The sequence below is a fragment of the Nocardia aobensis NBRC 100429 genome (assembly GCF_000308375.1).
GTDB classification, from domain to species: Bacteria; Actinomycetota; Actinomycetes; order Mycobacteriales; family Mycobacteriaceae; genus Nocardia; species Nocardia aobensis.
Genome location: NZ_BAFQ01000155.1, coordinates 21,187 through 28,006, shown reverse-complemented (window position 1 = coordinate 28,006; position 6,820 = coordinate 21,187). Strand labels below are relative to the sequence as shown.

The window sequence follows — 6,820 nt, the reverse complement described above, 5'->3', positions numbered from 1 at the left end:
TGCGACAAGTCGTGCGTGTCACCTCGAGACGCGAGACGAATACCGCTCGGACTCTGAGCATTCGGCCATGCTGCAGTTTCTGGACGGGGAGATCGACGATCCCGGCGGCGCCTGGTTCGATCCATGGGCCCGCACGGTCGCCGATCTGGTCGGCCGAGGTGTCGCCGTGCAACGTGCGCGCATCGTGTCCGTGCCGCTCACCGACTACACCCGCTACTTGATTGCGCTGACTCCGCACAACCTCGAGGCGGGTGAGGATGTGCGGTGGCTCGCCCGAGACCATGCAGATCGGGCCGACGCCGCAGCCGACGACTTTTGGCTGATCGACGACCACACTGTGGCCTACAGCGTGTTCGACGCGGACGGCTGGTGGTCCGGTGTCGCCGCAACGAGCGATGCCCAGATTGTGGGTTACGCCTGTGTTCTGTGGGATCGTGTGTGGCACAAATCTGTATCCCACGAGCATTTCCGGACGTGACTATGAGTGATGATGCCCGTCGAGCACTGGGGGCCCGCCTGCGCGAACTTCGCAAGCAGGCGGGCCTTACCGGTACAGCTCTGGCTCACGAGGCAGGATGGGCACAATCGAAGGTTCCCAAGATCGAGAACGGCCGTCAGCTTCCGTCCGACTCCGACCTGCGCACCTGGTGCCGGATTACTGGTGCCGACCTAGCGCTTCCGGATCTCATCGCGACGGCCGCCAACATTCACGCCGCCTACCTCGAGTGGAAGCGAATCACCGATACCGGCCACGCTCGCCGACAGCGAGCGAGTATCGAACACGAATCCGGCACCAGGCTCATCCGTGGATACGGTCCGCTGATCCCCTCCGGTCTGCTGCAGACCCGAGCGTACGCGGAGATCATTCTGCGACGCTGCATCGACTTCGTCGGCAGTCCCGATGATTTGAGCGAGGCGCTCGAGGCTCGCATGCAGCGGCAGAAGATTCTGACCGAGGGCGCACATCAATTCCACTATCTGATCGGTGAGGCCGCGCTGTACACCGGAGTCGGAGACGACGCGGTCCGACTCGGTCAGTTACGGCATCTTCTGGAGCTGATGGAGCTGTCCAGGCTCGTCGTGGGTATCGTTCCCACCGATGCCGAGTTCGTATATACGACAACAAACTTCGTGATTCACGACCGCCGGACGGTGTTGGTGGAAACGATTGCCGCGGAGCTCACCATCACGCAGCCACGAGAACTCGCCTACTACGAGAAGGCTTGGACGGCCCTGCAAACCCAGGCGGTCTACGGCGACCGAGCACGTGCCACCATCGCCCGCGCCGTGAACCGGGATTGAGCCGCGTGGCCGTCGCCCGACCGGGCTCACGAAGCAGTCTGTCCGCTGGTGCCGGAGTCCCGGGACGGTGACGTGCCGACGGACGGCGCCGGTACATCACCTACTCAACCCGAGCGGCCAGGGGTGTTTCGCGATGCCTCAGTTGGCGTGCAGGGCGGCGTTGAGTTCGATGCCGGTGCCCTTGCGGGCGACGACCTCGACGCTGCCGGTGAGCGAGTTGCGGCGGAACAGCAGGTTCGACTGCCCGGACAGTTCGGCAGCCTTGATCGTGCGGCCGTCCGGGAGGGCGACCTTGGTGCCCGCCGTGACGTAGAGGCCGGCCTCGACGACGCAATCGTCGCCCAGCGAGATGCCCAGGCCGGCGTTGGCGCCGAGCAGGCAGCGCTCGCCGATCGAGATGACCTGCTTACCGCCACCGGACAGGGTGCCCATGATGGACGCGCCACCGCCGACATCGGAGCCGTCGCCGACCACCACACCGGCCGAGATGCGGCCCTCGACCATGGACGCGCCGAGGGTACCGGCGTTGAAGTTCACGAAACCCTCGTGCATGACCGTGGTGCCCTCGGCCAGATGCGCGCCCAGCCGCACCCGGTCCGCGTCGGCGATGCGGACGCCGGCGGGCAGCACGTAGTCGACCATGCGGGGGAATTTGTCGACGCCGTAGACGGTGACCGGACCGCGGGCGCGCAACTTCGCGCGCACCAGCTCGAAGTCCTCGACCGCGCACGGGCCGTGATTGGTCCACACGACGTTGGCCAGTAGCCCGAACTGCCCCTCCAGGCTGAGCCCGTGCGGCCGGACCAGACGGTGGGAGAGCAGGTGCAGGCGCAGATATTCGTCGTGGGTGTCGATCGGCGGCGCCGACAGGTCCGCGATCGTGGTGCGCACCGCGACGACCTCGACCCGGCGGGCCTCGTCGGGGCCGACCAGATCGGCGAAGCGTGCGTACTCGGCGTCGGCCGGGCTCAGCCGCGTGGTCTCCGACGTCTCGAACGTGCCCAGTTCCGGATACGGGTACCAGGTGTCGAGGACCGTCCCGTTCGCGGTCACCGTCGCCAAGCCGACTGCGGATGCTCCCTGTGTGCTCACGGCACTTCAGCCTACTGGGTGCGGATCGCGAGGTGGTGGGCTACCTGTGCCGCCCGCCCCGACCGAGCCGCTCGGCCCGGTCGTGAGACGGGCGAAGACTTAGGCTGGTCCGGTGACCATCGATCTGCGCGCCGACCCGATCTCGATCACCGCGACCCTCGTCGACATTCCGAGCGTCTCCCGCGACGAGGCGGCGATCACCGACACCGTCGCCTGGGCGCTGCGCGAGCAGACCGAGGGTTTCGAGGTGCTGCGGCACGGCAACACCGTGCTGGCTCGCACCAATCGCGGGCTGCCGCACCGGGTGATCATGGCCGGTCACCTGGACACCGTGCCGATCGCCGACAATGTGCCGGGCCGGTTCGAGACGATCGACGGTGAGGAGGTGCTGTTCGGCTGCGGCAGCGTCGACATGAAGTCCGGCGACGCGGTGTTCCTGCATCTGGCCGCGACCGTCGCCGATCCGGTCTGCGATCTGACCCTGATCTTCTACGACTGCGAGGAGATCGCCGCCGAATACAACGGTCTCGGCCGCATCGAACGCGAACTGCCGGAATGGCTCGACGGTGATCTGGCCATCCTCGGCGAACCGTCGGGCGCGTGGATCGAGGCGGGCTGTCAGGGCACGCTGCGGGTCCGCCTCGGTCTCGGCGGCACCCGCGCCCACACCGCGCGAGCGTGGCTGGGCGACAACGCCATTCACAAACTCGCGCCCGTCCTGCAGCGGCTGCGCGACTATGTGCCGCGCGAGGTGGACATCGACGGCTGCGTGTATCGCGAGGGGCTTTCCGCGGTGAAGGTCGACGGCGGCGTGGCCGGCAATGTGGTGCCAGACGAGGCCGAGGTGCTGGTGAACTTCCGGTTCGCCCCCGATCGCACCCTCGACGAGGCGACCGAGCATGTGCGCGAGGTGTTCGACGGACTGGATGTGAGCTTCGAGCGGACCGACGGTGCGCCAGGCGCGCTGCCGGGCCTGTCGTCTCCGGCCGCGAAGAACCTCGTGGAGCGCGTTCATTCCCACGGCGGGGGCGGGGTGCGCGCGAAATACGGCTGGACCGATGTGTCGCGATTCGCCGCGCGCGGCGTTCCGGCGGTCAATTTCGGGCCCGGCGACCCCAATCTGGCGCACAAGGTGGACGAGCGCGTACCCACCCGCCAGATCACCGTCGTCACCGAGATCCTGCGCAACTACCTGACCGGTCACCAGGGCTGAACCGGTAGGTTCGGTCCCATGTCCACCGCGCCCGAGCCCGCATCGACCAGATCACCGAAGTCCACTCCCAAGTTCCGCGGCCCGATCATGTTGCGCCGGGCGCGCAAACAGGGCACCGGAACCACCGACCAGCATCTGCTCGACGGCCGCGGACCCACCGACTGGGTGCACACCGACCCCTGGCGGGTGCTCCGGATTCAGAGCGAATTCGTGGAGGGATTCGGCGCACTCGCCGAAATCCCCAGGGCCGTCGCGGTTTTCGGCTCCGCGCGCACGCTGGTGGACACGCCCGAATACGAGGCGGCGCGGGCCATCGGCGCCGCCCTGGCCGAGGCCGGTTTCGCAGTGATCACCGGTGGTGGTCCCGGAGTGATGGAGGCGGCCAACCGCGGCGCCTGTGAGGCGGGCGGCTACTCCGTGGGCCTCGGCATCGAACTGCCGATGGAACAGGGACTCAACGAGTGGGTCGACCTCGGCATCAACTTCCGCTACTTCTTCGCCCGCAAGACGATGTTCGTCAAGTACTCCCAGGCGTTCATCTGCCTGCCCGGCGGCTTCGGCACCCTGGACGAGCTGTTCGAGGCTCTCACACTGGTCCAGACTCACAAGATCACCCGCTTTCCGGTCATCCTGTTCGGCAGCCGGTACTGGGCAGGGCTGGTCGACTGGCTGCGCGATTCCCCGAGCGGCTCGGGCAAGATCTCGCCCGGTGATCTGGAACTGCTGCACGTGACCGACAGTGTGGAGGAACTGGTGGACATCGTGCTGCAGGCCGCCGCGCGTCGCGGCGAGGAATCCACCGGTACGGAGGATCGGTGGTGAGCGGGCAGTTCGCGGTGTGTGTCTACTGTTCGGCCAGTGCCGTGGATCCGGACGCGCTGCGCCTGGCCGCCGAGGTGGGCAGTGAAATCGCCCGGCGCGGTTGGCAACTGGTGTCCGGCGGCGGGCATGTGTCGATGATGGGGGCGGTGGCGGTGGCCGCGCGCGCGGGAGGCGCCCGCACCACGGGTGTGATCCCGAAACGCCTGGTGCATCAGGAAGTCGCCGATGTGGACAGCGACGAGCTGATCGTCACCGACACCATGCGCGAACGCAAACAGATCATGGAGGATCGCGCCGACGCCTTCCTGACGCTGCCGGGCGGAATCGGCACGCTGGAGGAATTCTTCGAGGCGTGGACCGGCGGATATCTGGGACTGCACGGCAAACCGCTGGTGGTGCTCGATCCGAACGGCCACTACAGCGGACTGTTCGCATGGCTGGACGAACTGAGCGCGGCCGGGTTCATCGGCCGCCCCGCACTGGATCGGATTACCGTGACCGCGGATGTGGCATCCGCATTCCGAGCCCTGACGGCGCCGCGCATCGACACCGCCTGAGCGCATCGACACCGCCTGACCGGAAATCGTTGGAGGAGAATGTGACCGCCGAGGCCCGCAACACGATCAGTCTCTGGGATCTGACACGCAGACTGCCCGCCATGGCGATGGAGACACCGGGCATGCTGCGCGGCGCCACCGGCATGCTGGTGCGCGCGGACGACAAATCCTCGGTGGGGCTGTACTTCCAGAAGGCGGCACGGCGGTATCCGAATCGGCCGTTCCTGCGCTTCGAGGGCCGCGAATACACCTACGGCGAGGCCAATACCGAGGTGAACTGCTTCGCCGAGGTGCTGGCACAGCGCGGTGTGCGCCGCGGCGATGTGGTGGGCGTGCTGATGACCAACCGCCCCGAGACGCTGTTCGTGGTGCTGGCGACGGTGAAGCTGGGTGCGACGGTCGGGCTGCTCAATCACAATCAGCGCGAACAGGTACTCGCCCACAGCTTCGGCCTGCTGAACAGCACGGTCAACGTGATCGGCGAGGAATGTGAGGAGGCACTGCGCTCACTGCCCGAGCCGCCGCCGAATCTGCTGTATACGCAGGAATTGCAGGAGCTGGCCCGCGCGTCCGATCCGGCGGATCCGGCGGTGTGCGCGGACGTCCGCGCCCGGGAGCGCGCCTTCCTGATCTTCACCTCCGGCACGACCGGACTGCCCAAGGCCAGCGTGATGACCCATCTGCGCTGGACGAAAAGTATGGCCGGGCTGGGTGGTCTGGGCATCCGGCTGCGCGGCGGCGACACCATGTACTGCTGTCTGCCGCTGTATCACAACAACGCGCTGACGGTCGCGCTCGGCGCGGTGCTCGGCTCGCGGGCGACGCTGGCACTGGGCCGCAAATTCTCGGTGTCGAATTTCTGGAACGAGGTCGTCGCGACCAGGTCGACGGCGTTCATCTACATCGGCGAGCTGTGCCGGTACCTGCTCAATCAGCCGGAATCGCCTCGCGAACACGAACATTCGGTGCGGCTGGCGGTCGGCAACGGCCTGCGCCCGGAGCTGTGGGACGAATTCCGGCGGCGCTTCGGCATCGGCCGGGTGGTGGAGTTCTACGGCGCCAGTGAGGGGAATATCGCCTTCATCAACGCCTTCGGCGTGGACCGCACCGCCGGATTCGGGCCGCTGCCCTACGCGGTGGTGGAATTCGACGAGGCGACCGGTAAGGCGCGGCGATACCCCGACGGGCGACTGCGCAAGGTCGCCTCCGGCGGTGTGGGCCTGCTGCTGGCGAAGGTCACCGACCGTTCCCCGTTCGACGGCTACACCGACAAATCCGCGACCGAATCGAAATTGGTGCGCAACGCATTCGACGACGGCGACTGCTGGTTCGACACCGGAGATCTTGTGCGCGACCAGCATTGGCGCCACATCGCCTTCGTCGACCGTCTCGGCGACACCTTCCGCTGGAAGGGTGAGAACGTCGCGACCACCGAGGTCGAGGGCGCCTTCGACGGCGCGCCCGGTATCACCGAGGCGGTGGTGTACGGCGTGGACGTGCCCGGAGCCGACGGTAAGGCGGGGATGGCCGCGGTAACCCTCGACGCCGATGCCGCCTTCGACGGCTCCGCGCTGGCCGCCCGGCTCTACGACCGCCTGCCCGGGTACGCGGTGCCGCTGTTCGTCCGCGTGGTGCCCGAACTGGAGACCACCTCGACCTTCAAGAGCCGCAAGGTGGATCTGCGCAAACAGGGCTTCGCGTCCGACGACTCCACCGCGGTCTATGTGCTGAAGGGCCGCGACCAGGGATATGTGCCGTTCTACCCGAGCTATCCGGACGAGGTGGCCGCCGGTACCGCGCCCCGGGGCTAGGTCGTGCCGGAGGGCGCCGAGAC

The 6,820-nt window shown here is 67.3% G+C and carries 7 protein-coding genes; 6 read left to right on the top strand and 1 reads right to left on the bottom strand.

Annotated elements, in window-relative coordinates; genetic code table 11:
* Together RJ03_RS20390 and RJ03_RS20385 are read left to right on the top strand one after the other, a co-directional pair.
* A partial coding sequence (locus tag RJ03_RS20390; RefSeq protein ID WP_036504831.1) for a DUF6879 family protein occupies positions 1–478 on the top strand: 478 nt, incomplete at its 5' end.
* 2 nt (positions 479–480) lie between these two features.
* Entirely contained in the window at positions 481–1,302 is an 822-nt protein-coding gene (locus tag RJ03_RS20385) for a helix-turn-helix domain-containing protein (protein ID WP_036504811.1), read from the top strand.
* A gap of 138 nt (positions 1,303–1,440) precedes the next feature.
* On the opposite strand, the gene dapD is transcribed toward RJ03_RS20385, so the two are convergent.
* Entirely contained in the window at positions 1,441–2,394 is a 954-nt protein-coding gene (gene dapD / locus RJ03_RS20380; protein ID WP_036504809.1) for a 2,3,4,5-tetrahydropyridine-2,6-dicarboxylate N-succinyltransferase, read from the bottom strand.
* A 112-nt stretch (positions 2,395–2,506) separates the two neighbouring features.
* Between dapD and dapE the strand changes: the two genes are divergently transcribed.
* Genes dapE through RJ03_RS20360 form a run of 4 tightly spaced genes read left to right on the top strand, consistent with a single transcriptional unit; the run spans position 2,507 to position 6,797 of the window.
* A complete protein-coding gene (gene dapE, locus RJ03_RS20375) occupies positions 2,507–3,607 on the top strand; it encodes a succinyl-diaminopimelate desuccinylase (protein WP_036504807.1) in 1,101 nt (366 codons plus the stop codon).
* 18 nt (positions 3,608–3,625) lie between these two features.
* Positions 3,626–4,429 (top strand): LOG family protein, encoded by an 804-nt coding sequence (locus RJ03_RS20370; protein ID WP_036504805.1) that lies wholly within the window; start codon positions 3,626–3,628, stop codon positions 4,427–4,429.
* Positions 4,423–4,986 carry an LOG family protein gene (locus tag RJ03_RS20365; protein ID WP_036504802.1) on the top strand — a complete coding sequence of 188 codons (564 nt, stop codon included), beginning with the start codon at positions 4,423–4,425 and terminating at the stop codon, positions 4,984–4,986. Before RJ03_RS20370 ends, RJ03_RS20365 begins: the two co-directional genes overlap by 7 nt.
* A 41-nt stretch (positions 4,987–5,027) precedes the next feature.
* Positions 5,028–6,797, top strand: a complete 1,770-nt coding sequence (locus RJ03_RS20360; RefSeq protein WP_036504830.1) for a long-chain-acyl-CoA synthetase — start codon at positions 5,028–5,030, stop codon at positions 6,795–6,797.
* Positions 6,798–6,820: the final 23 nt, after the last annotated feature.